The sequence below is a fragment of the Variovorax sp. SRS16 genome, from assembly GCF_901827165.1.
Lineage (GTDB): Bacteria > Pseudomonadota > Gammaproteobacteria > Burkholderiales > Burkholderiaceae_C > Variovorax.
The window spans coordinates 2,731,180-2,755,689 of record NZ_LR594666.1; the positions used below are offsets into that span (position 1 = coordinate 2,731,180).

The window sequence follows — 24,510 nt, forward strand, 5'->3', positions numbered from 1 at the left end:
CGATGAATGCGCCACGCACACGGGTGCAGCGGCGCCCTGTGCACGGGGTGTTGTTGCTCGACAAGCCGCTGGGTCTTTCCAGCAACCAGGCCTTGCAGAAGGCCAAGTGGCTGCTGCGCGCCGAGAAGGCGGGCCATACCGGCACGCTCGATCCGCTCGCGAGCGGCGTGCTGCCGCTGTGCTTCGGCGCGGCCACCAAGTTCAGCCAGCTGCATCTCGATGCCGACAAGACCTACGAAGCCACGGCGCGGCTCGGCGTGAAGACCTCAACCGGCGATGCCGAAGGCGAGGTGATCGACGAGCGGCCGGTCGCGTTCACGCCAAGTGATCTCGCGCGCGTCGCGGCGAAGTTCACCGGGCCGATCCGCCAGGTGCCACCGATGCACAGCGCGCTCAAGAAGGACGGCAAGGCGCTCTACGAATACGCCCGCGAAGGCGTCGAGATCGAGCGCGCGGCGCGCGATGTGGTGATTCACAGGCTCGCGCTCTCGGCCTTGTCAGCGTGCGACATCCGCATCGATGCGACGGTGAGCAAAGGCACCTACATACGCACCCTCGGCGAGGACATCGGCGAAGCGCTCGGCTGCGGCGCCCACCTCACCGGATTGCGGCGCACCGCCACGGGCATGTTCGACATCGCGCAATGCGTGACGCTGGAAGCGCTCGAAGCCATGGACGAAGAGCAGCGCCTCGCGCAACTGCTGCCGACCGAGAGCCTGGTCGCCGGCCACACGAGCGTCACGCTCGACACCGAAGATGCGGCACGCTTTCTTTCGGGTCTGCGCCGCCGCGGCGGCTGGCCCGATACGGCGCAGGTCGCCGTGTTCGGCCGCGAGCCGCACGCCTTTCTCGGCACGGCGCACGTCAGGGCCGGCGAACTGATTCCGGGGCGCTTGCTGAACCCCATCGAAATCCAGCAGACACTTTTGACCGAAGCGACACCATGAGCAACACACAGATCCGCAACATCGCCATCATTGCCCACGTGGACCACGGCAAGACCACGATGGTCGACCAACTGCTGCGGCAGTCCGGCACCTTCGCCGAACACGAGAAGGTGGTCGACACCGTGATGGACAACAACGCGATCGAGAAAGAGCGCGGCATCACGATCCTGGCCAAGAACTGCGCGGTGACCTGGCAAGGCACGCATATCAACATCGTCGACACCCCCGGCCACGCCGACTTCGGCGGCGAAGTGGAGCGCGCCCTCAGCATGGTGGACGGCGTGGTGCTGCTGATCGATGCGCAGGAAGGCCCGATGCCGCAGACCCGCTTCGTGACCAAGAAGGCGCTGGCGCTGGGCCTGAAGCCCATCCTGGTGGTGAACAAGGTCGACAAGCCCGGCGCGCGGCCGGACTACGTGGTCAACGCCGCGTTCGACCTGTTCGACAAGCTTGGCGCCACCGACGAACAGCTGGACTTCCCGGTCGTCTATGCCTCGGGCATCAACGGCTGGTCGTCGCTCGAAGAAGGCGAGCACGGCGAGCAATGGGGTCCCGACATGTCGGCCCTGTTCGACACCATCCTCAAGCACGTGCCGGCCCACGCAGGAGACGCCGACGCGCCGCTGCAGCTGCAGATTTCCGCGCTCGATTTCTCGAGCTTCGTGGGCCGCATCGGCGTCGGCCGTATCAACGCCGGCACCATCCGACCCATGATGGACGTCGTGGTGATGGAAGGGCCGGACGGCAACGCCGTCAAGGGCCGCGTCAATCAGGTGCTGACCTTCCAGGGACTCGAGCGCGTGCAGGCCACCGAGGCCGGCCCGGGCGAGATCGTGCTGATCAACGGCATTGCCGACATCGGCATCGGCGTCACCGTCACCGACCCGGCCAATCCGGCGCCGCTGCCGATGCTCAAGATCGACGAGCCGACGCTGACCATGAACTTCTGCGTCAACACCAGCCCGCTGGCTGGCCGCGAAGGCAAGTTCGTCACCAGCCGCCAGATCTGGGACCGTCTGCAAAAGGAGCTGCAGCACAACGTGGCCTTGCGCGTCAAGGAAACCAGTGAAGAGGGCATCTTCGAAGTCATGGGCCGCGGCGAACTGCACCTGACCATCCTGCTGGAGAACATGCGCCGCGAAGGCTATGAACTCGCGGTGTCCAAGCCGCGCGTGGTGTTCCGCGAGGTCGACGGCGAGCGGCACGAGCCGATCGAGCTGGTGACTGCCGACATCGAGGACCAGCACCAGGGCGGCGTGATGCAGGCCCTGGGCGAGCGCAAGGGCGAACTGGTCAACATGGAGCCGGACGGCCGCGGCCGTGTGCGCCTCGAGTACCGCATTCCGGCGCGCGGCCTGATCGGCTTCACCAACGAATTCCTGAACCTGACGCGCGGCTCGGGCCTGATCTCCAACATCTTCGACAGCTACGAGCCCTACAAGGGCGAGATCGGCAGCCGCAAGAATGGCGTGCTGATCTCGATGGACGACGGCGAGATCTTCACCTACGCGCTGGGCAAGCTGGACGATCGCGGCCGCATGTTCGTGCGCGCGAACGACCCGGTGTACGAAGGCATGATCGTCGGCATCCACAGCCGCGACAACGACCTGGTGGTCAACGCCACGCGCACCAAGCAGCTGACCAACTTCCGCGTCTCGGGCAAGGAAGACGCGATCAAAATCACGCCGCCGATCGAGCTCACGCTGGAGTACGGCGTCGAGTTCATCGAGGACGACGAACTGGTCGAGATCACGCCCAAGAGCGTGCGCCTGCGCAAGCGCCACCTGAAGGAACATGAGCGCAAGCGCGCGAACCGCGAGACCGCCTGAGCCTGCGCTGACCCACGGCCGCGCGGCCTGGCTGATGGTCGTCGTGACCCTGATGTGGGCCACGGCCGGCGTCGTGACGCGCCAGCTCGAGCAGGCGAACAGCTTCGAAGTGACCTTCTGGCGCAGCTTCTTCACCTCGCTGTCGCTGCTCGTGATCCTGCCGCTGTGGCAGGGCCGCGCCGTGTTCTCGAAGATCCGCCGCGGCGGGTGCGAGCTCTGGATCTCCGGCCTGTGTTGGAGCGTGATGTTCACCGCCTTCATGGTCGCGCTCACGCTGACGCGCGTGGCCGACGTGCTGGTCACGATGGCGGTGAGCCCGCTGCTGACGGCGCTGGCCGCGCGGATCGCCATCGGCCACAAGCTGGCACCGCGCACCTGGTTCGCCATCGTGCTGGCCGGGCTGGGCATCGGCTGGATGTACGGCAGCCAGCTGGGCGAGGGTGTCCTGCTGGGCACGCTGGTCGCCCTGTGCGTGCCGCTGGCCAGCGCCGCCAACTGGACCGTCGCCCAGCATGCGCACGCGAAAGGCCGCGAGATCGACCTGGTGCCCGCGGTGCTCATCGGCGCCATGCTCTCCGCGGCGGTCGCACTGCCGCTGGCATGGCCCTTTCAGACGAATGCACACGATCTGGGACTGCTGGCCTTCCTCGGCCTGTTCCAGCTCGCGATCCCGTGCGTGCTCGCCATGGTGTGCGCGCGCGTGCTGAAGGCACCGGAGGTGGCCCTGCTGGCGCTGCTCGAAGTCATCTTCGGCATTGCGCTGGCCTGGGTCGGTGCGGGCGAAGCGCCGACCGCCAGCGTGCTGGCCGGCGGCACGCTCGTCATCGGGGCGCTGGTGCTCAACGCACTGCTCGGTCTGCGCCCATGAAAAAGGCCGGCGCGAGGCCGGCCTTGTCGTGTCGAGGCCCGTCGCATGACGAGCCTTCGCGGGTTCAGGGCCGCGCGAGCTTCCAGATCTTGTTGAAGCCGTCGCCCGTCTTGTCGCCGGCCTTGGCGTCCTTCGAGTAGTAGTAGAGCGGCCAGCCCTTGTAGGCCCACTGCTTCTTGCCGTCGTCGCGCATGAGGATGGTGTAGCCGCCCATCGGCTTGGCGGTGTCGGTGGCCGTGAGCGGTGGCCAGGCCATGGCGCAGGGCCCGTTGCAGGCCGACTTGCCGCTGCCCGCCGCATCGCGGTCGAAGGTGTAGAGCGTCATGCCCGAGGGCCCGATCAGCACGCCGTCGGCGGTGCGGGTCGGGGTGTCCGGAGCCGAAGACATGGACATGCTTCCGCAGCCGGCGAGCAGGGCAGCAGCGAGGATCGAGGCACTGATCAGTTTCATGGTGAAGTTTCTCCTTCGGGTTAAAAAACAGGAACGCGGACGCGGCAGTCTATCCTTCGGCCTTCTCGAGCTGGCGGTACACCGCGGTCGCGAGGCTCATCAATTGATCTCGCGGCAGGGCGCCTGCGAGCGCATAGCCGAAGCCGTGGTCGACCCAGTAGAAGCTCGGCACCGGACCGTCGGACGAGAAGCGGAACGCGGTCTCGCCGGCGCGTGCCGGATCGGCCGCGGCGCCCAGGCTGCCGATGTAGAGCGTGACCCGATCGCCGCCCGCCCGCTCGAACATGAACTGTGCCCGTGCGCCTTCGCTGCCCGGCAGCAGACGACCACCGACCAGCGCGTAGCCCTGCGCCGACAGATCGGGCACCTTGAGCGCCTTGTCGAGCCGTTTCGACAGCCATTGGGCCAGGTGCTGCTGTTCGGCCGCGGCCACCTCGACCGGATGCCGCTTCTCGGGCGCATAGACCACGTGCGCGACCTCCGCCGCATGCACGAATTCGCGCGTGGCCGGCGCGCGCGCCAGCAGCGTGCCGCTTGCCGTCGACCATTGGCCATTGGCCAGCCAGCCGGCGCCGAAGGCGATCGCCACGCTGGCCGCCATGCCGCCCCAGCGCATCCAGCGCGCCTGCCGGGCGTGATGTTCCGCCGCCAGGCCCGCGGCAGCCAGCAGGGCCGGTGGAATCGCTTCGTCGAGGACTTCGCTATGCAGCTGGCGCAAGGCGTCGCGCTGGGCCCGCCAGGCGGGCAGGTCGGTGTCGATGGGCGGCGTGGGATGGTTCATGGCGGCTCGGGTCGGTTACTTGAGGCGGCGCAGGCCGGACTTGCTGGTCATCGACGGCGGCGCGCCTTCCATCAGATCCTGCAGGCGAACGCGCGCGCGGGAAAGGCGCGACATCACGGTGCCCACCGGAATCGCCAGCACCTTCGCGACCTGTGCGTACGAGAGGTCTTCGAGCGCCACCAGCAGCAGCACCGCGCGCTGGTCCTCGGGCAGCAGCAGCAGGCAGCGCTGCAGATCGATGGCCTGGTCGTGATGCCCTTCGACGCTGCGCAGCTCATGCGCGACCTCGTCGACATCGACCGTGCTGCGCGGCCGTGCGCGCCGGAGCTGGCTGGCGAACAGGTTGTGCATGAGGGTGAAGAGCCAGGCCCGCAGGTCGGTGCCCACGATCCACAGGCGCCACTTGCTGCAGGCGCGTTCCAGCGTGTCCTGCACCAGGTCGTCGGCCGACCAGGCGTCGCCCGTCAGCGCGCGGGCATAGCGCCGCAGCGAGGGGATGTGGTCGACGAGCGAGCGGACGTCCATGCCGGATGTGCGCTCAGCGCTGGGGCGCCCTGCAGATCGGCGCCGCGGCCGCGGGATCGCAAATGGCCAGATAGCCGCTCACGAAGGTGAGATAGGCGACCAGCAGGGCGGTGGGCAGATGGACGGACGACATGGAGAAACTCCTCAGGGCTCGTCGCCCTTCATGGGCAACTGCCTGCACAAACGCCGGCGCCCGGGTGTTTATTCCATCCGCGCCCAAAAAAAAGATTCAGGGCCGGTCGCCGGCGGCGCTGCCCGACTCGGCGCGCAGCACGCGCGCCTTGAGCCGCTGGGCCGGATTGCCGCTGTAGACCGTCCACGGATCGAGCGACCGGAATGCGACGCCGCGCGCGCCCAGCACTGCGCCTTCCCCGACCGTCACGCCCGGCCCGACGAAGGCTTCGGCCGCGATCCAGGCCCCGGCGCCGATGGTGATCGGCTGCGCGGTCAGCTGGAAGGCGGCGGACGTGATGTCGTGGCTGCCGGCACACAGGTGGGCGCCCTGCGACACCAGCGCCGCGCGGCCGAGCGTGATCGGCGCCATGTTGTAGCAGATCACGCGTTCGGCCAGCAGCGCGCGATCCTCGAGGTGCAGGTGCGGCGGATACCAGACGCGCGCGCTGCCGCGCACGTCGCTCGACACGCCCAGGCGTGCGCCGAAGAGCTTGAGCAGGAAGCGGCGCCACGCACGCATCTGCGGTGGCGTCCACGAGGCCAGCAGCGCCCAGCTCAGGTTCCATGCCGCACGGTGCAGCCGGTTCGCGAGCGTGAAGCTCGGGCCGCCTTCGAGCGGATTGACACGGGTCGCGTCCAGCGGTTGAAGCGCCATGGTTCTTTCCTTCAGCGACTGCGGCTCTTCATGGCCCGCTCGACTTCGCGTTTGCCTTCGCGATCCTTGATGGTGTCGCGCTTGTCATGCTCGGCCTTGCCCTTGGCCAGCGCGATCTCGCACTTGACCTTGCCGGCCTTCCAGTGCAGGTTGAGCGGGACCAGGGTGTAGCCCTTCTGCTCGACCTTGCCGATCAGCCGCCGGATCTGCTCCTTGTGCAGCAGCAGCTTCTTGGTGCGCACCGAATCGGGCGTGATGTGGGTCGAGGCCGAACGCAGCGGATTGATCTGGCAGCCGATGACGAAGAGCTCGCCGTCGCGGATCACCACGTAGCCGTCGGTCAGTTGCACCTTGCCCTCGCGCAGCGATTTGACTTCCCAGCCCTCCAGCACCATGCCGGCCTCGAAGCGTTCCTCGAAGAAATAGTTGTAGGCGGCCTTCTTGTTGTCGGCGATGCGGGTCGAAGGGTCTTGTTTTTTCGTGGCCATGGTGAATCAGGTGAGGCTGCATGGCTTCAATACAATCCGTCGCGCACGCTGTGTCCATTCTATGAAAACAGTCCACAAGTCCGTCCTGATCTGGTACAGCGCCGAAGAGATGTACGCGCTCGTCACGGATGTGGCGAAGTATCCCGAGTTTCTGCCCTGGTGCGACAAGTCCCGCGTGATCGAGCAGGACGAGGCCGGCATGACGGCCGAAGTCGGCCTCGCATTCAGCGGCTTCCACCAGAGCTTCACCACACGCAACACCCATGTGCCCGGGCGCGAGGTGCACCTGAAGCTGGTCGATGGACCGTTCTCCAACCTCGACGGGGTCTGGAAATTCACCCCCGTCGGCGAGCCCGGCGAACGCGCCTGCCGCGTCGGCCTCGATCTCAGCTACGGCTTCAGCAACTTCGCGCTGCAGGCGCTCGTCGGCCCCGTGTTCGACAAGATCGCCTCCAACCTGGTCGAGGCCTTCGTCAAGCGCGCCGAGCACGTCTACGGCAAGGTCTGATGCTGCGCGTGACGGTGGCGTATTCGCCGGCTCCGCGCGAAGTGTTCGAGGAGACGCTGAGCCTCGCGGCGGGCTCGACGGTGCAGGACGCCGTGGCATCCAGCACCCTGGCGCAGACCTTTGCGCAACTCGACTGGCAGGCACTGACGCCGGGCATCTGGGGCAGGGCGGTCGCATGGGACGAGGTGCTAGCCGATCTGGATCGGGTCGAGCTGTGCCGGCCGCTCGCCGTCGACCCCAAGGTCGCGCGCCGCGAGCGATTCCGCCAACAGGGCGCCAGAGGCACAGGCCTGTTTGCCAACCGCCGCAAGGGCGGTAAAGCCGGTTATTGAGAGCATGCCCCCAAAAGGCGCCGGGGGACCCCCTTCGCGAAACACCGCGGATCCGGCTCAGCCGGTCCGCCAGTGTTGCCCCCGGCAGGGGGTAGGCGCAGCGACACGAAGTGCGCGAAGCCTGGGGGCGAGCCCTATTTACAGTCGGAGTCGATGACCGACTGCAGGCGCTGCTGCTCCGCCGCGCGTGCGCTGTCGTCCATGATCTCGCGTTCGCCCTGCGCATTGAGGCGGGCCACGCGCATGCCGCTGTCGAAGGTGGCCTTGCCCTGGCGTGCGCGGGTGCAGTTCTCGGCCTTGGCCTGCGCGACCTTCTGCGCTTCGGCCGCCTTTTGGGCCTTTTCCGCTTCCTCGGCCTTGCGCGCTCTTTCCGCGAGGTCCTTGTCCACGCCGCTGGGCTTGGCAGGGCTGGCCGCGCTGGCCGCCGACGCGGCGGCATCGGGCGCCGCTGGTGCGGTGCTGAAGCGCACGCGCGGCGTCAATCCGGTGGGCCGGCGCAGGATGTTCTTGTCGGGCACCTCGGGCGGCGGCGCCTGGTCGCTGAAGACTTTCTTGTTGTCCTTGTCGAGCCACTGCCATTGGGCGCTTGCGGCCAATGGCAAGCAGCAGGCCACTCCCAGGACGAGCAGGTGCGCGATTTTCATGGCGGAAGTTTAGCCTGCCCTTACGTTTTGCAACCCGGCGCGGGCACATTTGCGACGCCCGAGCGTGATCCGGAACACATTTCGCCGCGAATGCGCAACGCGATTTCCCTGCGTCCGGGTAAGTACCGAGCCGTCGTTACAATCCGTCTTTTGGAGCTTCACCCATGCGCCTTCTCGGCAAAGCGCTCACCTTCGACGACGTGTTGTTGGTGCCAGCGTTCTCCCAGGTCCTGCCCAAGGACACCTCCCTTGCCACCCGACTCTCGCGCAACATCACGCTGAACCTGCCCCTGGTTTCGGCCGCGATGGACACCGTGACGGAAGCGCGTCTTGCGATCGCCATGGCGCAGGAAGGCGGCATCGGCATCGTGCACAAGAACTTCACCGCGGCCGAGCAGGCGGCGCAGGTCGCCAAGGTGAAGCGCTACGAATCCGGCGTGCTGCGCGATCCCGTGGTCATCACGCCGACCCACACGGTGCGGCAGGTGATGGCACTGTCGGACCAGCTGGGCATCTCGGGCTTTCCGGTCTGCGATGCGGGCAAGGTCGTCGGCATCGTGACCGGACGCGACCTGCGTTTCGAGAACCGCTACGACGTGCCGGTGAGCGAGATCATGACGCCGCGCGAGAAGCTCATCACCGTGCCTGACGGCACCACGCTGGCCGACGCCAAGGCGCTGCTCAACAAGTACAAGCTCGAACGCCTGCTCGTGATCAACGGCGCCTGGGAGCTCAAGGGCCTGATCACCGTCAAGGACATCACCAAGCAGACCAGCTTTCCGAACGCCGCGCGCGATGCCAGCGGCCGCCTGCGCGTGGGCGCCGCAGTGGGCGTGGGCGAGGGCACCGAGGAGCGCGTCGAGGCGCTGGTGAAGGCCGGTGTCGACGCCATCGTCGTCGATACCGCGCATGGCCACAGCGCCGGCGTGATCGAGCGCGTGCGCTGGGTCAAGAAGAACTACCCGCAGGTCGACGTGATCGGCGGCAACATCGCCACCGGCGACGCCGCGCGCGCGCTGGCCGATGTCGGCGCCGACGCGGTCAAGGTCGGCATCGGCCCCGGCTCGATCTGCACCACGCGCATCGTCGCCGGTGTCGGCGTGCCGCAGATCATGGCCGTGGACAGCGTCGCGACCGCGTTGCAGGGCACCGGCATTCCGCTCATCGCCGACGGCGGCATCCGCTATTCCGGCGACATCGCCAAGGCCATCGCGGCGGGCGCCAGCAGCGTGATGATGGGCGGCATGTTCGCCGGCACCGAAGAGGCGCCGGGCGAGATCGTGCTGTTCCAGGGCCGCAGCTACAAGAGCTACCGCGGCATGGGCTCGATCGGCGCCATGCAGCAGGGCAGCGCCGACCGCTACTTTCAGGAATCGACCACCGGCAATCCCAACGCCGACAAGCTGGTGCCCGAGGGCATCGAAGGCCGCGTGCCGTACAAGGGCTCGATGGTGTCGATCGTCTACCAGATGTCGGGCGGCTTGCGTGCCAGCATGGGCTACTGCGGTTGCGCCACCATCGAGGACATGAAGAACAAGGCCGAGTTCGTCGAGATCACCACGGCCGGCATCCGCGAGAGCCATGTGCACGACGTGCAGATCACCAAGGAAGCCCCGAACTATCGGGCGGAGTGATTGGCGTCGATGTCACATCAAAAAATCCTCATCCTCGATTTCGGCTCCCAGGTCACGCAGCTGATCGCGCGTCGCGTGCGCGAGGCGCATGTGCTGTCCGAAGTCCATCCGTGCGACGTTAGCGACGAATGGGTGCGCGAGTACGCCAAGGACGGCACGCTCAAGGGCGTGATCCTGTCGGGCAGCCATGCGAGCGTCTATGAAGACACGACCGACAAGGCGCCGCAGGCCGTGTTCGAACTCGGCGTGCCGGTGCTCGGCATCTGCTATGGCATGCAGACCATGGCGCACCAGCTCGGCGGCAAGGTCGAGGGCGGGCACAAGCGCGAATTCGGATTCGCCGCCGTGCGCGCGCGCGGCCACACCGCACTGCTGAAGGACATCGCCGACTTCACGACCGAGGACGGCCACGGCATGCTCAACGTCTGGATGAGCCACGGCGACAAGGTCACCGAGCTGCCACCGGGCTTCAAGCTGATGGCCTCGACCGACAGCTGTCCGATCGCCGGCATGGCCGATGAAGACCGGCATTTCTACGCCGTGCAGTTCCATCCCGAAGTCACGCACACGCAGCAGGGCAAGGCGATCCTCGAACGCTTCGTGCTCGGCATCTGCGGCGCGAAGCCCGACTGGGTGATGCGCGACCACGTCGCCGAAGCCGTCGCGAAGATCCGCGAGCAGGTCGGCGACGAAGAGGTCATCCTCGGTCTGTCGGGCGGCGTCGATTCGTCGGTTGCCGCGGCGCTGATCCACCGCGCGATCGGCGACCAACTCACCTGCGTCTTCGTCGACCACGGCCTGCTGCGTCTCAACGAAGGCGACATGGTGATGGACATGTTCGTCGGCCAGTTGCACGCCAAGGTGATCCGTGTCGATGCGAGCGAACTGTTCCTCGGCAAGCTCGCCGGCGTGAGCGACCCCGAGGCCAAGCGCAAGATCATCGGCGGCGAGTTCGTGACCGTGTTCAAGCAGGAGGCGGCCAGGCTGACCAGCGCCGGTGCCAAGGGCGCGAAGTGGCTGGCCCAGGGCACCATCTACCCCGACGTCATCGAGTCGGGCGGCGCCAAGAGCAAGAAGGCCGTCACGATCAAGAGCCATCACAACGTCGGCGGCCTGCCCGAGCAACTGGGCCTGAAGCTGCTCGAGCCCTTGCGCGATCTGTTCAAGGACGAGGTGCGCGAACTCGGCGTGGCGCTCGGTTTGCCGCCCGAGATGGTGTATCGGCATCCGTTTCCCGGCCCGGGCCTGGGCGTGCGTATCCTCGGCGAGGTGAAGAAGGACTACGCCGACCTGCTGCGCCGCGCGGACGCGATCTTCATCGAGGAACTGCGCAATTTCAAGGACGAGGCCAGCGGCAAGAGCTGGTACGACCTCACGAGCCAGGCCTTCGCCGTGTTCCTGCCGGTCAAGAGCGTCGGCGTGATGGGCGATGGGCGCACCTACGACTATGTCGTTGCGCTGCGTGCGGTGCAGACCAGCGACTTCATGACGGCGGATTGGGCCGAGTTGCCTTATGCGCTGCTCAAGAAGGTGTCGGGACGGATCATCAACGAGGTGCGCGGGATCAACCGTGTGACCTATGACGTGAGCAGCAAGCCGCCGGCGACGATTGAGTGGGAGTGAGGTGAGGGGTCCTTGGGGGCCTTCAGCATTTCTCATGCTTGCTCTGGCGTGCTCGGAAGGGCCGTGCAGTGTCTCGGTTGCGCGATCAGCCGCGCCAGTTGCAAGCCACCCTTGAACAACACGTACCACTGAGTGGGTCGCGTCCCATTCCGTGGTGTAGGTTCACAGCCCGGAGAAGGCTGAGATACACGGTACTCAGCGAGCCACTGCGGACAGCCGAGTGGGCGCAGTATCGCTCAGGGTCTGCAAGCCCTCCAACTGCATGTAGCGCCGATTGAGCGACCACTCGTCGTTCTGCTCGAGCATCATCGCGCCGACGAGCCGCGTGATCGAGGCGTCGTTGGGGAAGATGCCCACCACGTTCGTGCGTCGCTTGATCTCGGCGTTCAGGCGCTCCAGAGGGTTCGTGCTGTAGATCTGCGTCCAATGCGCTCGTGGGAATGTCATGAAGGCCAGCACGTCGTTCTCCGCGTCGTCCATCAGGGCGCCAAGCTTGGGGAACTTGTCTCTGAGCTGATCGGCGACCGAGCGCCATTGCGCTCGCGCTGCATCGGCCGAGTCCTGCACGAACACCGTGCCGATGGCGGCCGAGACCATGCGCCGTTGCGTCTTGCCGGCGTGCGCCAGGGCGTTGCGCATGAAGTGGACCCGGCAACGCTGCCAGGTGGCCTTCAGCACCTTCGCAGCCGCCGCCTTGATGCCCTCGTGGCTGTCGCTGATCACGAGCTTCACGCCGCGCAAACCCCGGCGGTTCAGGCTGCGCAGGAAGTCGGTCCAGAAGGGCTCGGCCTCGGAGGCTCCGACCTTCAGGCCCAGCACCTCGCGCTGGCCGTCGGTGTTCACCCCCACGGCCACTATGACCGCCACGCTCACGATGCGCCCAGCCTCGCGGGTCTTCACGTAGGTGGCGTCGATCCACAGGTAGGGCCAGTCGCCCTCGATCTGGCGGCCCAGGAACGCGTTGACGCGCTCGTCGAGCTCGCCGCACAGGCGGCTGACCTGGCTCTTGGAGACGCCGCTCATGCCCAGCGACTTGACCAGGTCGTCCACCGAGCGGGTGGAGATGCCTTGCACGTAGGCTTCCTGGATGACGGCGGTGAGCGCCTTCTCGGCGGTGCGCCGGGGCTCCAGGAACTCGGGGAAGTAGCTGCCCTGGCGCAGCTTGGGGATCTTCAGCTCGACGCTGCCGGCACGAGTGTCCCAGGTCCGTTCGCGGTAGCCGTTGCGGCTGTTGAGACGTTCGGCGGGATTCTTCTCGTCGTAGGCGGCGCCGCAGCGGCCCTCGACATCGAGCTCCATGAGGCGCTGGGCCATGAACTGCACCATCTGGCGCAGGACGTCGACGTCGGCTCCCTTTTCGGCGAGCTCGGCCAATGCCATAGTGGCGGTGGTCATTGTGATTTCCTTTGTGGACAGGTTTGGTGGGTCGCACCTCAAACTTATCCGGACTTCACGATGACCACCCCCGAAGAGAGCGGCCGTTGCACGGCAAGCCGCTTCGGGCTACGCCCTACGCGCCTTGCCGTGCAACGAGTGAAAGAAGACTTACACCACTTCCTGGGACATCACCACTGAGTGATGGCCGAGAGCTCTCCTCGGCAGCGGCAGCGGCGACCGATGGCACCGGCGCCGAGGGTATCGGGATCAGCGGCGGATGCCAGGCGGGAGCGATCTCGCCCTCGCCGAAAATCAGAACTCTTACTGTTCAATCTCTGCCGCCCGTCCCGGGAACGTGCTATCCGGTTGCCCGTCAGGAGCGACTTCCATGGTGACCTTGTGGATTTCGCCGGTGAAAGTAAACGGTGATTCGTACTCGGCACTGACCGGTAGACCCGAATCCCGGCCGCATGTCAATCCAGTTTGAACGGCGCGATGAGGCCAGGTACGTTCAACGGAAACGGTGCCGACTATCGCACCGTCAATCGAAAGGCGGCCCACGCCTCGATTGGGTCCTCGCCTCGAAAATTCGTAGCGAATGACACGGCGCCCCGGCTGGATTGCGACTGCCGATGTCGCGACGTACTTTTCGTTCTCGGAGAACACATATTCATGTACCACGTGCTCGTTCTTCAGGTACAGCGTATAGCCTGCAAGAGCAGTGCCGAAGGCCACCAGTACTCCTTCTGCCCCCCGGGGCGGGATATTGACTTCGGCGGTGATCGAATATGAGCGATCGCTCAGATCAGGTGCACTCAGCCGATCGATCCGGCCTTGGCCTGCGTGGTAACGATAAACCTGGGTTACGGTGCGCGGCGCTTCTGTGGGCAGCCGACCCCATTTCCGATCGTCGAGCGGACACACATCGAAGGCGCGCGCTTCGGACCACCAGAGGTCGATCATCTCCTGCAGCTTTTCCGGCTGTCGCGCTGCCAAGTCGTGGCACTCGGAAAAATCGTTGTCCAGGTTGTAGAGCTCCCAACGATCTTCATCGAAATCCGTGCCCTGTTGGTGAAGCGTGACCGCTTTCCAACCGCGGTGCCAGATGGCGCGATCTCCATTGAGCTCGAAATGCTGCGTCACCTTGACAGTCGGCGCGTTCGGCATTGCGAATGTGTATTTGAGGCTTGTGCCTTGAACGGGAACCTGTTCGATACCCTGGTGGACAGCGAGCGGCTCCACACCGAGAACATCAAGTACCGTCGGAAAGAGATCGATGACATGGTGAAACTGCTTGCGCAATCCCGGTGCGTCGATGCCCTTCGGCCAGTGCATGAGAAGCGGCGCCCGTACGCCGCCGCCGTACGAATTCATCTTGTACCACTTGAGCGGCGTATTGCTGACCTGAGCCCAGCCTGCGGCGTAGTGAGGATAGGTGTTTGCGCCGCCCAGCGTGTCGAGCGAAGCTTGTCGCTGCTCCGCCGTCTCGGGTCCATGGTAGATCGCCTTGCGCATGTTGAGCGACACGGATCCGAGGGGGCCGCCTTCCGGGCTGGCGCCGTTGTCGGAAATCAGCACGATCAGCGTGTTGGCGAGCCGGCCCTCGCGGTCGAGGTAGTCGATCAGGCGTCCAATCTCCTGGTCCGTGTGCTCGAGGAATGCGGCGTAGACTTCCTGGGAACGCTCCAGAAATTGCTTGTCCTGATCATCGATCTCGGCCCATGGCCGAACTCCCGGATTGCGCTCGGGCAGCGTCGTGTCCGGCGGAACGACACCCAACGCTTTCTGCCGCGCCAGCCGCTCTTCGCGCACGGCGTCCCAACCTTTTGCATACCGGCCCTTGTACTTGGCGACGATGTCGGCGGGGACGTGGTGAGGAAAATGGCACGCGCCGAATGCCAGATACATGAAATAGGGGCGGGTGTCGCTGGCGACGCGATGGTCGCGCACCATGGCGATGGATTCATCCACGAGGTCGCACGTGAGGTGATAGTCCGGACTCGGCGTCAGATCGACAGGATGGTTGTCGCGAAACAACTCGGGATTCCATTGATCCGTCATTGCACCCTGGAATCCGTACCAATGGTCGAAGCCCCTGCCGAGCGGCCATTGAGTGAAAGGGCCGGCTGCGGAAATTTCCTGCATCGGCGTCAGATGCCACTTGCCGACCGCGAGCGTGCTGTACGCATGTTCGCGAAGATTCTCCGCCAGCGTGGCGGCACGCTTGCTGATGTTGCCCCGATAGGATGGATAGCCGCCAGACCACTCTGCGATAGCCCCCATGCCGATGGAGTGCGCGTTGCGCCCTGTCAGCATGCACGCGCGGGTCGGAGAGCACATCGAAGTCACATGGAAGTTGGTGTACTGGGCGCCGTCGCGTGCCAGCCGATCCATGTTCGGGGTCGTGATCTCCGAGCCGTAACATCCAAGGTCGGAGAAGCCGACATCGTCCAAAACGATGAAGATCACGTCAGGCGCATTGTGCGGCGCGGCTGCGGCCGGTGGCGTCCATGGCGTGGAATCTTTGTAGGTGCGGCCAATCGTGCCGGCAAAATGGGTGTCGTAGTTCATGGTTGGCTGGTGTTTGAAGGAGAACCGGCTTCATTGGAGGCCCGGCTGCCAGATCAGATTTACGCAATGGAGACAATCCAAGGGTGATTACCGATGCCAGCCTTCGTCGTCCCGCAGCAGATGCATTTGCGACAGCAATGGCCCGGTTGCCGGCCTCTACTGCCAACGCGATTCGATCGCTCGGTCAGCTATGCCGCTTTCGTGAGGGCGACTCGATGTTGCGCGGCGGGGTCGCTGTGGGGTCTGTGTTTCTTCTGTTGAACGGGCGTGCACGGCTCGCCGGCATCACGCAGGACGGCGAAGAAGTGCTGCTGCGCTGGTTCTTGCCCTGCGAGTTCGTCGGGCTTGCCTCATTGCTTGGACAGCTTCCTTTTTCCGTCGAAGCGACGGCGTTCGGGGACGTCGAGGCCGTTCAGATCGATGCTCTGGCGCTACGTCATCATCTGGAGACCGATCCTCAGGGAGCGCTGTTCTTTGCGGGCATCGTCAGTGCCTTCGCGTCGGAGTTCGTGGAGCTTTTCATTCACTTTGCAACCGGCCGGCTGGAAACCAGAATCCTGCTGGTGCTCAGGCGCCTGGCGGCGCACGAGTCACCGACGCTCGAATCCGATGGCGTCCGCCTCCAGGTTTCGCAGCAGGAAATTGCCCACGCAGTCGGCGCGTCGCGTCAGCGCGTGAGCGTCGAACTCGGAAAGCTTGAGGCGGAGGGCTTCATTCGTCTTGGCTACCGCCATCTCGTGGTGCTCAAGGCGAATCCGGGCATTGATGGCTCGTCAGCGTGATTGCCGCTGCATGCACGTCTGATGGGGCATACCCGTAGTTTGTCGCAATTGTGGCAAGCGCGAAGGGGCTTTCAAACTTCAATTCGGGTCCCTGCGGATCGGAGCTTGAATGACAACGAAATATCGGTACTCTGGCGCGCGTTCACGCACGCTCGCAACGGCTCTTCGAGCCTTCCATGCGCTGTGGATAGGCGCCAGTCTTGGAGCCGTTTCACCGAGCTTTGCTCAAGGGGCACCGTACCCCGACAAGCCGGTGCGGATCGTCCTGTCCTCCACTGCCGGAGGAACCTTGGATACGTTGGGCCGCACCATCGCCGAACACATGACAAAAGACTGGAAGCAGCCGGTCGTCGTCGAGTCAAAACCTGGAGCGGCCGGCATGCTGGCGGCCACCGCAGTCGCCAAGGCGCCGGCAGACGGCTACACCGTGCTCTTCAGCCTGGCGTCGGTCCTGCAAAACACGGTCCTGCGGCGGACACCACCGTACCGAATGGCGGAATTGAGTCCCGTGTCCTTGGTTGCGACAATGCCGGTCGTGCTGGCGGTCAAGGCCGATAGCCCGGTCAAGAACCTGGCGGATCTGATCCGGCTGTCGAAGTCATCCAAACGCGGCGTCAGCATTGCATCCTGGGGCAACGGCTCGACGGGCCACATCATCAGCGAAGCGATCAATCAGGCTTCCTCCGCCGGATTTGTTCATGTGGCCTACAAAGGCGAAGCGGAGCCGTATTCCGATCTGGTCGGTGGACGCGTGATGGCCGCAACCGGTTCACCGGGCTTCTATCTCAACCACCTGAAAGATGTCCGGATCATCGCCGTCGGTGCGCCGCAGCGCCTTGGCAGAATTCCGGACGTGCCGACGTTCTCGGAAGCAGGCTTTCCACTGGCGAATCTCTCTGGCTGGGGCGGATTTTTCGTTCCCGCGTCTACACCGGCAGCGATCACGGCCAAATTGTCGAGCGAGATACAGCGCATCGTTGCTTTGCCGGATGTCATCGAGCGCATCCGCTCGATGGAATACGAACCGGTCGGCAGCAACAGCGCAGACTTCGCGCGTTTCATCGAAAAGGATTCAGCGCTATGGACGAACGTGGTTACAAAAGGAGGGCTTTCGCTCGAATGATTTCCTCCTTTGCCGACTGACGACGCGACAAGCTGGCGCGCTGGACAGGGTCGACCCGTTTCAACTCAAGCCGCGGCATCCGAGATGTCTTTCTGACCGCATGCGAACTGGAAAGCGTCAGCGCGGCGGCCTTCGAAAGCGGCCCTGCAGGCGCAACAGCGCCGCATCCAGGACTTGCCGGACATGCCGTTCGTCGGTATTGCCAGCGACGGCGCAGTGAACAGGGTGCGAATGGTCCTGGCGCAGATGCAGGAGGCCGAACAGCCTTCAGCCACGACGGCGTAACGCGCCCGCAAAACCAACAGGAAGCATGATGAAGGCTGAAGACAGCATCGACCTCACACGCGTGGGCCCCGGCACAGTGATGGGCGAATACATGCGGCAGCACTGGTTGCCGGCCGCCTTGTCGTCGGAGGTCGCCACAGACGGCGACCCGATGCGGTTGCTGATACTCGGCGAGAAGTTGCTGGCGTTCCGCGACAGCGAGGGGAGGGTGGGCATCCTGGACCACCGGTGCCCGCATCGCTGCGCATCGCTGTTTCTCGGCCGCAATGAAGAGAGCGGCATTCGCTGCGTCTATCACGGCTGGAAATTCGACGTGAACGGCAAGTGCTTGGACATGCCCAACATGCCAGAACAGCGCGACTTCAAGGAGAAGGTACGCGCCAAGGCCTACCAGACCGCGGAGCGCAACGGCTTGATCTGGGTCTACATGGGCGCCGATCAGAAATCACCACCGGCATTGCCCCACATCGAGGCCAACCTCATTGCCGACAGCGAGATCTGGTGCCTGCAGCGCGAGTGCAATTGGCTGCAGGCACTTGAAGGCGACATCGACACGTCCCACGTCGGCTTCCTGCACGTGGGCTCTCTCAAAGCCGAAGACCTGCCCGACGACCATCCCATGCGCCCGACCGTCCTGCACCGCGCGCCGGAGTACGAAGTGCGCGCGACCGATTGGGGCGCGATGTACGGCGGCTACCGCCCCAACGACGACGGGCAGACTTCATGGCGCGTGGCACATTTCATGTTCCCCGTCTGGACCCAGACACCCAACACCAAGTTCGCCAGTCGCGCCATCGCGCGTGCGTGGGTTCCCATGGACGACAACCACAGCATGCTGTTCGATATCTCGGGCGGTACCGACGAAGGAAACCCGGCCTACATCGCCACGCGAAGGACAGGTGAGCCGCTGTTCGAGAAGTTCGAATACGCGCCGCGCACGACAGACTGGTACGGTCGTTGGAAGTGCCGCGACGACGCGCACAACGACTGGGGCATCGACCGCGATTCGCAGCGCAACCATGTCCAGTTCACCGGCATCGCGAACATCACGATCCAGGACCAGGCGGTCACGGAGAGCATGGGGCCCATCACCGACCACGCGCACGAACACCTCTCGCCCAGCGATCAGATGATCGCCCGCACGCGGCGCCTTCTACTCAGCGCCGCCCGCGCATGGCGACAGAACGGCGAGCAGCCGCCCGGATCGAAACGGCCGGAGGTCTATATGGGCGCGCGCTCGGGCTCGTTCCTGGAAGACCGGTCGATCAAGCTCGAGGACGCCTACGACGTGCAACTGAAGAAGGCCACGCGATGGACAGGCGCATGAGCACGGCACTCCCAGCCATCGGGTTCAGGTTCGATGGAAAGACCTGCCTCGTCACCGGTGCCGGGCGTGGCGTGGGCGAGGTGATCGCGCGAGAGTTCCACGCGGCCGGTGCGCGCGTCGCCCTGAGCGACATCGACCCTGACAGCGTGAAACGCGTGGCCGATTCGCTGGGCACGTCGGGCCAGAGCGCCATGGCGCTCGTGCTCGACGTGCGGCGCAAGGAACATTTCGAATCGGCGCGCGACCGCATGACTGCGGCGTGGGGCCGCGTGGACATCGCCATCAACAACGCCGGCCACGCCAAGCGCACGCCGACACAGGACATTTCGCCGGAAGAATTCGACGACATCGTGGCGGTCAACATGCGCAGCGTGTTTCTCAGTTGCCAGATCTTCGGCGAACACATGCGCGCCAACGGCTACGGTCGCATCGTCAACGTGACCTCGCTCGCAGGGCAGAACGGGGGCACGGTGGCCAGCGCGCACTACGCGGCGTCGAAGGCCGGCGCCATCATGCTGAGCAAGTATTTCGCGCTCCAGCTGGCGGGCAGCGGTGTCGTGGTGAACGCCGTTTCGCCAGGGCCGATCTCGACGGCCAAGGGGCGGCTCTCGGCCGAACAGATCGCGAGAGTGGAGTCGCTGGTGCCCGTCAAACGCTTCGCGGAGGCGTCCGAGATCGCGGCCGCTGTTGCGCTACTCGCGTCCGACCAGGGCGGCTTCATCGTCGGCGCGACGCTCGACATGAACGGCGGTCTGCACATGCGATGAGCGAACGTTTAAGGGTTTATATGGACCAACCAAAGTGGTCCTACCAATAATAATGTTGAACGATCAACAAAGAAGAAGATGCGCCTCGCGCACCCCACATGAAAGCATTCGACTACATCATTGTTGGCGGCGGTTCGGCCGGCTGCGTGTTGGCGAATCGTCTGTCGGCCGATCCCGCGATCCGGGTTGCGCTCATTGAAGCGGGCCCGTCCGACCTGACATTCCCGACGAGCGTGAAAGCGGCGTTGCCCATCGGCAATATCTTCTTGCTTCCGCACGCCAAGTACAACTGGCAGTACGAGTTCTCCGGCAATTCCGGCGTCGACGAGCGCATGATTCCTTGTCCACGGGGAAAGATGCTCGGCGGCTGCAGTTCGGTCAACGGCTCGGTCTACATACGCGGCCATCGAAAGGACTACGACGACTGGCGTGCATTGGGCAACGAGGGCTGGTCTTACGACGACGTGCTGCCTGTGTTCAAGCGACACGAGCGGCGCGTGGAAGGCAATGCGGCCTATCACGGGCGCGACGGCGAACTCGATGTCTCGGTCCCTCGCACCACCAACGCGTTGACGCGAGCCTTCGTCGATGCCGCCGTGACGGTCGGCCACGACGCCACTGACGACTTCAACGGCGAACGGCAGGACGGTTTCGGCGTGTGGGATGTCAATCAGCGAAACGGCGTGCGGCTGTCGAGTTCGCGCGCGTTTCTCCATCCCGTCATGTCGCGGCCGAACCTCACGGTTCTTACCGACACCTTCGTGGAGCGCATCGATATTGCATCGGGCGTGGCCAAGGGTGTCACCGTCGTGCGCCAAGGCCGGCGCGCATCCTTGCAGGCCGCGACCGAAGTCGTGCTCAGCGGCGGCGCCATCAATTCGCCGCACCTGTTGATGCTGTCCGGCATCGGCCCGGCCAGCACGCTGGAAAGCCACGGCATCCGGACGCTCGTCGATCTTCACGGGGTGGGTGCCAACCTGCAGGACCACGCGTCGGTGCCCATCGCCATGCCCGATCCCAGTTCGACGGCGTACGCCTTGTCGTGGCGTTCGATGCATCGCGTGATGGCCAGCCCGTTCGAATACCTGCTGTCGCGCCGGGGCATGCTGGCGTCGAACGCGGCGGAAGGCGGCGGCTTCATCCGCACGCGCGCCGACCTCGACCGCCCGGATGTTCAACTGACGCTGTTGGCGGGCCTCAAGGGCACCGCGCGCGCCATTCCGCGCGAGCACGGCATCATGATTCTCGTGTCGCTGTTGAGGCCGGCCAGCCGCGGCTGGCTGACGCTGCGCTCCGGCCGCGCCGACGACAAGCCCGTGCTTCATCCCGAGTTCCTCGCTTCGCGTGCGGACTTGGCGCCGCTGATGGAAGGCGTGCGAGAAACACGGCGCATCCTCGCGGCCTCGCCGATCGGCGAACTACTGGGCCGCGAGCGACTGCCCGGTGCGGATGTTCAATCCGACGCCGAGCTCGAAAAGGCGATCCGCGCGACGCTGACGACCGTCTATCACCCGGTCGGCACTTGCAGGATGGGCCTCCCCAGCGATCACGACGCGGTGGTCGACGCATCGCTTCGCGTGCACGGCGTTGCCCGCCTTCGCGTTGCCGACGCCTCGGTCATGCCGAACATCGTCGGCGGCAACACCAGCGCGCCCGCAATGATGATCGGCGAGCGGGCCTCGGAATTCATCCTCCGGCCGCAACCAGCGCGCACGCAGGCCACGACTCCGGAATTTGCGGTGGCCTAGGTTTCGCCGGCCATTGCCTCCAGCCCCTCCACCATATTTCGGACAACCATGAGCAAACTCGCGCTTCCCGCTTTCCTTCACAACCGCACCAAGGGCCTCTTCATCAACGGCCGCGAAGTGCCGGCCGCTTCGCGCCGCACGTTCAAGACCATCAATCCTGCCACCGGCGAAGTGATCGCCGAAGTCTCCGCGGCGGATGCGGAAGACGTCGACCGTGCCGTGCAGGCGGCGCGCAAGGCCTTCGAGGGCCCGTGGTCGAAGATGAAGCCGTTCGAGCGGCAACAGCTCATGCTGAAACTGGCCACGCTGGTGGACGCCAATTTCGACGAACTCGCGGCCCTCGACACGCTGGACTTGGGCGCGCCGATCGGGCGCACAGTGCTCGGCCGTCGCCGTGCCGTGGGTTTGCTGAGCTTCTACGCCGGTCTTGCGACCAGCGACCATGGCCTCACGATTCCCAACTCAACGCCCGGCGAAGTCTTCACCTACACGCTGCGTGAACCCGTCGGCGTGGTGGCCGCGATCAACCCGTGGAACGGCCCGATCGGCATGGCGATCTGGAAGCTCTGCCCCGTGCTCGCCAGCGGCTGCACACTCGTTCTGAAGCCTGCAGAGGAGACGCCGTTGTCCTCGCTGCGGCTTGCCCAGTTGTGCGTGGAAGCGGGCGTGCCGGAGGGCGTCGTCAACGTAGTGACGGGCGATGGCGCCGTCGGCGCTGCGCTGTCCGCCCATCGCGGCGTCGACAAAGTTTCCTTCACCGGCTCGACCGACGTGGGCCAGAAGATCATCCAGGCCTCGGCGACCAACATCAAGCGTGTCTCGCTCGAACTGGGGGGCAAGTCCGCCAACATCGTGTTCGCGGACGCGGATCTCGACAAGGCGGTGCCAGGCTCTGCGATGGGCGTGTTCCAGAACTCCGGACAGATCTGCAGCGCGGGAACCCGGCTGTTCGTGGAGCGCCGCATCCATGACGAATTCGTGGAGCGTCTTGCGGCCTTCGCGCGTGGCCTGCGCGTGGGCGACCCGGCCGACGAGGAAACGCAACTCGGCCCGGTGGTCTCGCGCAAGCAGATGGACCGGATCCTGGGTTATTTCTCGGCAGGACGGGAGGAGGGCGCGTCGCCGGCTTGCGGTGCGGAACGCCTCGAAGCCGGCGCGCTCAAGAACGGCTATTTCCTCGCGCCCACCGTCTTCACCAACGTGACGGACGACATGCGCATCGCGCGGGAGGAGATCTTCGGCCCCGTCATCTCCGTGCTCCCGTTCGACGATGTCGACGAAGTCGTCCGCCGAGCCAACCAATCCGAGTACGGGCTGGCGGGCGGTGTGTGGACGCGCGACGTGGGCACGGTGCATCGCGTGGCGCACGGACTGCGCACCGGCACGGTGTGGGCCAATTGCTACCAGGTGATGGACCCCGCCGTGCCTTTCGGTGGCTTCAAGATGAGCGGCTACGGCCGCGAGTCGGGCGTGGAACACATGAACGAGTACATGCAGACGAAAGCGGTCTGGATCAATACCCACTGAGCCCGATCTCAAGAAGACGAGGAGGCAAGGAGACGCCCGCTGCAGAGATCCGCGTCAATGACCATCTGCTTGCCGAGCACCTGGGAGTGTGAACCTGCTGCGTGTAGGATGCCGGATACAGCCAATGCCGCGTCGCCAGCGTGAGGTGATTCGCAACCTCTGGGCAGTCCGCGGTACGCTGCGCAAGGACTGAATGAGGACCGAATCCGACACCGCCGAAGTCCGCGAAACCGGCTCTTCCGCCGTCATCGCCGGCATCATCGACTATCTGAAGGAGCGCCGTCTCCAACCCGGCGACCGGCTGCCTTCGGAGCGCGATCTGGCCGAGCGCCTGGGCACCGGCCGCAATGCCGTGCGCGAAGCGCTGGCAACGCTCGTCACGTTGCGCATGATCGAGTCGCGGCCCAACTCCGGCATCTATCTTCGCCATGTCGAGCGCGAAAGCAGTTTCGAGGCCATGGTGATGCTCGCCGACATGGGCGCCACGCCCACGCCGACGGAAGTGGCGGAGACCATGGAAGTCCGCGCGAACCTGGAGGCGCTGGCTGTCCGCCTCGCGTGCGAGCGGCGCGCCGATGAAGATCTTGCGCGCCTCGAAGTGATCCTCCAGCGCACCGATGACGTCCTTGCCGCCAACGGCAACATCGCCAAGGTCGACACCGAGTTTCATATCGCGCTCGTCGATGCAACGCACAACTCGGTGCTTGTGCGGGTGTTGAATGCCTTCTACCGGTTCACCGCCAGGCGGCGCGAGGTGCTGTTCTCGGACCGGGGGCACGGCATGGCCTCCGCGCGCGACCATCGCATGCTCGTGAAGCACATTCGCAACCGCGACGCCGAAAAGGCTGAAGCGCTGATCCTGCGCCACATGAAGCGCGCGCGAAATTACTGGTCGTCGGTGCTTGGCGAAAAAGACAAGGCGCTCAAGTCGCGATAACCGGACTGGGCGTCGTCATCCAACCGTTCGAGGCACACGTCGCTCCAGCGGTTGTAGACGCGAGCTTCCGGCGCCGCAGCGATTCTCGCGGATCGGGGCACCCCTCAGCCGGGACGGCCACCCCGTCGCCGTCGCGCCGGCGCATCCTCGGACATGCCCAGCGCCTGGCGTTCCTGTTTGATGAAGTCTGCCGACGCCGTCTCCACCGCCGGCAGGCTGGCATGGATGCGGCGCAGCAGGTTGCGAAAGAGGTCGACCTCCGCGTCTGAAAGGGCCGAAAGCGCAACGGTCTCGCGCAGCAGCGCGAGCCGGATGATCCGGTCATGCAGCGACCGGCCCTCATCGGTGAACACCACGTAGCGCAGATGCCGGCATGACCATCACGCGCCACGTTTCGATGCCGACCGCGTACAGCGAAAGATAGGCCGCCGACGCGCCGCCGGAGAGGTTGCTGGCGATCAGCGTCAGCCAGGGTGGGTCTTCTGTTTGTGGCGGGGCCAATTCATGATTTTTAAGTTGATATATCAACAATGAAAGTGCGCTCTCATGGGTTAACCACTAGGAAGAGCCCAAAGCAGGCGGTTGCCAAGCATGAAACAGGTCTTCT

The 24,510-nt window shown here is 65.1% G+C and carries 24 protein-coding genes; 14 read left to right on the top strand and 10 right to left on the bottom strand.

The window, feature by feature from the left end; translation table 11 throughout:
* Positions 1-2: 2 nt before the first annotated feature.
* From truB to E5P2_RS13255, 3 genes are read left to right on the top strand one after another with little or no spacing between them, the layout of a single operon-like run.
* Positions 3-947: a tRNA pseudouridine(55) synthase TruB gene (truB, locus tag E5P2_RS13245; protein ID WP_162567616.1), complete on the top strand. Its 945-nt coding sequence runs from the start codon at positions 3-5 to the stop codon at positions 945-947.
* Positions 944-2,776 carry a translational GTPase TypA gene (typA, locus tag E5P2_RS13250; protein WP_162567617.1) on the top strand — a complete coding sequence of 611 codons (1,833 nt, stop codon included), beginning with the start codon at positions 944-946 and terminating at the stop codon, positions 2,774-2,776. The genes truB and typA overlap by 4 nt, the downstream gene beginning before the upstream one ends.
* Positions 2,742-3,644 carry a DMT family transporter gene (locus E5P2_RS13255; protein ID WP_232080685.1) on the top strand — a complete coding sequence of 301 codons (903 nt, stop codon included), beginning with the start codon at positions 2,742-2,744 and terminating at the stop codon, positions 3,642-3,644. Before typA ends, E5P2_RS13255 begins: the two co-directional genes overlap by 35 nt.
* A 64-nt stretch (positions 3,645-3,708) precedes the next feature.
* Here E5P2_RS13255 and E5P2_RS13260 read toward each other — a convergent pair whose 3' ends face one another.
* From E5P2_RS13260 to smpB, 5 genes are all read right to left on the bottom strand, one after another.
* On the bottom strand, positions 3,709-4,095 hold the full coding sequence (locus E5P2_RS13260) for a COG4315 family predicted lipoprotein (RefSeq protein ID WP_162567618.1): 387 nt from the start codon (positions 4,093-4,095) through the stop codon (positions 3,709-3,711).
* Positions 4,096-4,144: 49 nt separating this feature from the next.
* Complete coding sequence (locus tag E5P2_RS13265; RefSeq protein ID WP_162567619.1) at positions 4,145-4,876, bottom strand: anti-sigma factor family protein; 732 nt, start codon at positions 4,874-4,876, stop codon at positions 4,145-4,147.
* A gap of 15 nt (positions 4,877-4,891) precedes the next feature.
* A complete protein-coding gene (locus E5P2_RS13270; protein WP_162567620.1) occupies positions 4,892-5,401 on the bottom strand; it encodes an RNA polymerase sigma factor in 510 nt (169 codons plus the stop codon).
* A 229-nt stretch (positions 5,402-5,630) separates the two neighbouring features.
* Positions 5,631-6,230, bottom strand: coding sequence for a putative colanic acid biosynthesis acetyltransferase (locus E5P2_RS13275; protein ID WP_162567621.1), 600 nt, complete (start codon positions 6,228-6,230; stop codon positions 5,631-5,633).
* An 11-nt stretch (positions 6,231-6,241) separates the two neighbouring features.
* Positions 6,242-6,718: an SsrA-binding protein SmpB gene (smpB, locus tag E5P2_RS13280; RefSeq protein ID WP_162567622.1), complete on the bottom strand. Its 477-nt coding sequence runs from the start codon at positions 6,716-6,718 to the stop codon at positions 6,242-6,244.
* A 61-nt stretch (positions 6,719-6,779) separates the two neighbouring features.
* On the opposite strand from smpB, the gene E5P2_RS13285 reads away from it, so the two are divergent.
* Complete coding sequence (locus tag E5P2_RS13285; RefSeq protein ID WP_162567623.1) at positions 6,780-7,226, top strand: type II toxin-antitoxin system RatA family toxin; 447 nt, start codon at positions 6,780-6,782, stop codon at positions 7,224-7,226.
* Positions 7,226-7,558: an RnfH family protein gene (locus E5P2_RS13290; RefSeq protein ID WP_162567624.1), complete on the top strand. Its 333-nt coding sequence runs from the start codon at positions 7,226-7,228 to the stop codon at positions 7,556-7,558. The genes E5P2_RS13285 and E5P2_RS13290 overlap by 1 nt, the downstream gene beginning before the upstream one ends.
* A gap of 134 nt (positions 7,559-7,692) precedes the next feature.
* Here E5P2_RS13290 and E5P2_RS13295 read toward each other — a convergent pair whose 3' ends face one another.
* Positions 7,693-8,202, bottom strand: a complete 510-nt coding sequence (locus E5P2_RS13295; RefSeq protein ID WP_162567625.1) for a DUF4124 domain-containing protein — start codon at positions 8,200-8,202, stop codon at positions 7,693-7,695.
* Positions 8,203-8,366: 164 nt separating this feature from the next.
* On the opposite strand from E5P2_RS13295, the gene guaB reads away from it, so the two are divergent.
* Positions 8,367-9,836 carry an IMP dehydrogenase gene (guaB, locus tag E5P2_RS13300; RefSeq protein ID WP_162567626.1) on the top strand — a complete coding sequence of 490 codons (1,470 nt, stop codon included), beginning with the start codon at positions 8,367-8,369 and terminating at the stop codon, positions 9,834-9,836.
* Positions 9,837-9,845: 9 nt separating this feature from the next.
* On the top strand, positions 9,846-11,459 hold the full coding sequence (gene guaA / locus E5P2_RS13305) for a glutamine-hydrolyzing GMP synthase (protein WP_162567627.1): 1,614 nt from the start codon (positions 9,846-9,848) through the stop codon (positions 11,457-11,459).
* Between the two features lie 195 nt (positions 11,460-11,654).
* On the opposite strand, the gene E5P2_RS13310 is transcribed toward guaA, so the two are convergent.
* Both E5P2_RS13310 and E5P2_RS13315 read right to left on the bottom strand, forming a co-directional pair.
* Complete coding sequence (locus tag E5P2_RS13310) at positions 11,655-12,854, bottom strand: IS256 family transposase (RefSeq protein WP_162566345.1); 1,200 nt, start codon at positions 12,852-12,854, stop codon at positions 11,655-11,657.
* Between the two features lie 303 nt (positions 12,855-13,157).
* A complete protein-coding gene (locus E5P2_RS13315; protein ID WP_162567628.1) occupies positions 13,158-15,407 on the bottom strand; it encodes an arylsulfatase in 2,250 nt (749 codons plus the stop codon).
* Positions 15,408-15,490: 83 nt separating this feature from the next.
* Between E5P2_RS13315 and E5P2_RS13320 the strand changes: the two genes are divergently transcribed.
* The 7 genes from E5P2_RS13320 (at position 15,491) to E5P2_RS13350 (ending at position 23,903) form a co-directional block, all read left to right on the top strand.
* The gene (locus E5P2_RS13320) at positions 15,491-16,189 is read left to right on the top strand and encodes a Crp/Fnr family transcriptional regulator (protein ID WP_162567629.1); all 699 of its coding nucleotides are present in this window, start codon (positions 15,491-15,493) and stop codon (positions 16,187-16,189) included.
* 109 nt (positions 16,190-16,298) lie between these two features.
* A complete protein-coding gene (locus tag E5P2_RS13325) occupies positions 16,299-17,312 on the top strand; it encodes a tripartite tricarboxylate transporter substrate binding protein (protein WP_162567630.1) in 1,014 nt (337 codons plus the stop codon).
* A gap of 313 nt (positions 17,313-17,625) precedes the next feature.
* Positions 17,626-18,924, top strand: a complete 1,299-nt coding sequence (locus E5P2_RS13330; protein ID WP_197908495.1) for a Rieske 2Fe-2S domain-containing protein — start codon at positions 17,626-17,628, stop codon at positions 18,922-18,924.
* Complete coding sequence (locus E5P2_RS13335; protein WP_162567631.1) at positions 18,921-19,691, top strand: SDR family NAD(P)-dependent oxidoreductase; 771 nt, start codon at positions 18,921-18,923, stop codon at positions 19,689-19,691. The genes E5P2_RS13330 and E5P2_RS13335 overlap by 4 nt, the downstream gene beginning before the upstream one ends.
* A gap of 98 nt (positions 19,692-19,789) precedes the next feature.
* On the top strand, positions 19,790-21,439 hold the full coding sequence (locus E5P2_RS13340; RefSeq protein ID WP_162567632.1) for a GMC family oxidoreductase: 1,650 nt from the start codon (positions 19,790-19,792) through the stop codon (positions 21,437-21,439).
* A gap of 48 nt (positions 21,440-21,487) precedes the next feature.
* Complete coding sequence (locus tag E5P2_RS13345; protein WP_162567633.1) at positions 21,488-22,966, top strand: aldehyde dehydrogenase family protein; 1,479 nt, start codon at positions 21,488-21,490, stop codon at positions 22,964-22,966.
* Between the two features lie 193 nt (positions 22,967-23,159).
* Positions 23,160-23,903 carry a FadR/GntR family transcriptional regulator gene (locus E5P2_RS13350; protein ID WP_162567634.1) on the top strand — a complete coding sequence of 248 codons (744 nt, stop codon included), beginning with the start codon at positions 23,160-23,162 and terminating at the stop codon, positions 23,901-23,903.
* Positions 23,904-24,007: 104 nt separating this feature from the next.
* Here the strand turns inward: E5P2_RS13350 and E5P2_RS13355 are convergent, their stop codons facing one another.
* On the bottom strand, positions 24,008-24,259 hold the full coding sequence (locus E5P2_RS13355; protein ID WP_162567635.1) for a hypothetical protein: 252 nt from the start codon (positions 24,257-24,259) through the stop codon (positions 24,008-24,010).
* A complete protein-coding gene (locus tag E5P2_RS13360) occupies positions 24,243-24,404 on the bottom strand; it encodes a hypothetical protein (RefSeq protein ID WP_162567636.1) in 162 nt (53 codons plus the stop codon). Before E5P2_RS13360 ends, E5P2_RS13355 begins: the two co-directional genes overlap by 17 nt.
* Positions 24,405-24,510 lie beyond the last annotated feature (106 nt).